At 74.6% G+C, this 2,623-nt stretch carries 1 protein-coding gene; it reads right to left on the bottom strand.

Annotation, left to right across the window (positions count from 1 at the left end; all coding sequences use genetic code 11):
* The coding region (locus tag ACYVE9_RS22250) for an ATP-binding protein (protein ID WP_461029666.1) at positions 1–2,497 on the bottom strand (2,497 nt) is incomplete at its 3' end.
* Positions 2,498–2,623: the final 126 nt, after the last annotated feature.

The raw sequence follows: 2,623 nt of genomic DNA, 5'->3' as shown, positions 1-2,623 counted from the left end.
CCGCGTCCCGCAGCAGGTCCAGCGTCTCCGCCCGTCCGGGTTCCGCGGCGGGTAGCCCCCGCACCTCCGACTCGGCCGCGGCGGCCGCGCAGAGCAGCGGCCAGGCGTAGCGTTCGGTGCCCATCGGGAAACCGGCCTCCACCGCGCCCGCGAGCAGGCCGCGCGTCTGCTCGGTGCGCCCTCTCGCCGCCTCGATCTCCAGCTCCAGGCAGGTCAGCGGGATGACGTACTGCGGCTGCGGGTCGTGGGTCCCGAACTGCCGCCGGGCCTCTGCCAGTTCCTGCGCCGCCAGGCCCGTCCGGCCGCGCAGCAGGGCGAGTCGGCCGCTGCGCAACGCGGCGGCGGCGAGTGGTTTGACGCTGCGTGCCAGCTGCCGTGTCGAGAGCACCGCCTGCTCGGCCTCCGGCCAGCGGCCCAACGCGAGCAGCGTGGCCGCCCGGTTGCCGTGCAGCCACGCCTTGACGTCCCGCAGTCCGTACCGGTCGGCCACGGCCAGACCCTCGTCGAGCACCGCCAGCGCCTCCGCGTACCGGCCGACCTGGTCGAGCGCCGAGGAGAGGTTCACGTGCGCCCGCCCGAGCACGGCGACCAGGCCGGTGTCGGCGACCTGCCGCGCGGCTGCGGCCATCTCGGCCAGTCCGGCGTCGATGTCCCCGGCGTCGACCATGCGGCCGCCCAGCGTGAGCCGGGCGTGCAGCTCGATGCTCTCGGCTCCCGTCAGGGCGGCCAGTTCGACGGCACGCTGTGAGGTGGCGAGGTTGTCGGGCCGCGGGTCGTGGGTGGCCTCCCAGGCGGCGACGTGGGCCAGTACCTCGGCGTGCACCGGCGACGGCGGCAGCCCGCGGACCAGTTCCTGCGCCCGGCTCAGCTCCGCCCAGCCGTCGCCCGTGCCCGCGCCCTCCATCAGCTTGCAGCGCTGCACCCAGAACCAGGCAGCCCGCAGCGGATCCTCGCCGTCGAGCAGCCGCAGCGCCCGCTTGATGCTGACCAGGGCACGCTTGCGCTCCCCCGCCAGCAGCGCGGCCTGCACCGTCTCGGCGAGCAGGTCGAGGTAACGCAGCGCCTCACCCTCGCCGTTCTCGCCGTTCTCATGAGTCTCGCCGTCCCCGCCGGGCGGGCAGCCGCAGGCCGGGTAGACGTCGGCCTGGTCGAAGGGGCGCAGCGCGAGCCGGGTCTCCGAGGAGGCGTCCTCCCACAGTTCCAGCGCCCGGTCGAGCAGCTTCAGCTGCTCGGAGTAGGCGTAGCGCCGCCGGGCTTCGACGGCCGCGTCCAGTGCGGCGGGCAGCGCCTTGGCGGTGTGATGGGCCAGCAGCCAGTAGCTGGCCAGCCGGGCGGCCCGCTGATCGGCCCGGACCAGTCCGGGGTCGGCCTCCAGGGCCTGCGCGTAGCGCCGGTTGATGCCGCTGCGCTCACCGGGCAGCAGATCGTCGGAGACGGCTTCGCGGACCAGGGCGTGGCGGAAGCGGTAGCCGCCCTCGGTGCCGATGTCGTCGGTGGGGGCGAGCACGTGCGCGCCGACCGCGGTCCGCAGCGCGCTGAGCAGCTCGTCGGCGCCCAGGTCCGCGACGGCTGCGAGGAGCGGGAACTCGACGGCCGAGCCGCCCTCGGCGGCCAGGCGCACAATCTGCTGGGTGGTCTCCGGCAGGGCCTCCACCCGGACCAGCAGCAGGTCGCGAAGGGAGTCGCTGAGGTCTCCGGTGTCACCGGTGGAGTTGGCCGTGAGTTCCTCCACGAAGAAGGGATTGCCCTCGGACCGGGTGAAGACCTCGTCGACCAGGTCGCGCGGCGGCACGCCGCCGCCCCGGATGCCGGCGATCTGCGCGCTGACCTCCTCGCGGTTGAGCCGGGGCAGTTCGATGCGGCGGATGGTGCGCAGCCGGTCCAGTTCGGCCAGGAAGGGCCTCAGCGGGTGGCGGCGGTGGATGTCGTCGGACCGGTACGTCGCGACCAGCACCAGGCGGGCCCGGTGCACCGAGCGCAGCAGGTAGGCGAAGAGTTCGCGGGTGGAGCGGTCGGCCCAGTGCAGGTCCTCGACAGCGAGCAGCAGCGTGCCGTCCTGGGAGAGGGACTCCAGCAGCCGCGCGGTCAGTTCGAAGAGCCGGGCCCGGCCGTCCTCGTCGTGGAACTCCCCCGTCGCCTCCCCCAGTTCGGGCAGCAACCGGGCGAGTTCGCCCTCCTGGCCGGCCACTGCGTCGGTGAGCCGCTCGCCCAACTGCCGGTGCAGTGAGCGCAGAACGGTGGAGACCGGGGCGAACGGCAGGCCCTCGGCGCCGATCTCTATGCAGCCGCCGACGGCGGTCACCGCTCCGGCGGACCGTGCGGTGGCCAGGAACTCGTCCAGCAGCCGCGTCTTGCCGACGCCGGCCTCCCCGCCGACGACCACCACCTGCATCTCCCCGGTCGCGGCTCGGCGCAGTGCCTCGTCGAGGGCGGACACCTCGGCCGAGCGGCCGACGAACACGGGGCTCACGGTTGGGGCAGGCACGTCTGCGAGCATCGCACGGCGGTGGGTCACGTCGTCACTGGTTTTCCGTCGGGGTGAAGGCCGGTGCGGCCCCCGGCCCCCGGCCCGCTCCGGTGAGGGGCTGGGTCCGGGACCGCGTCCGGGTGCGGGCCGGGGGTG

The organism is Streptomyces sparsus, assembly GCF_054776295.1.
The sequence above is the reverse complement of the archived record's forward strand: the minus strand, read 5'-3'. Positions and strand labels throughout refer to the sequence as shown.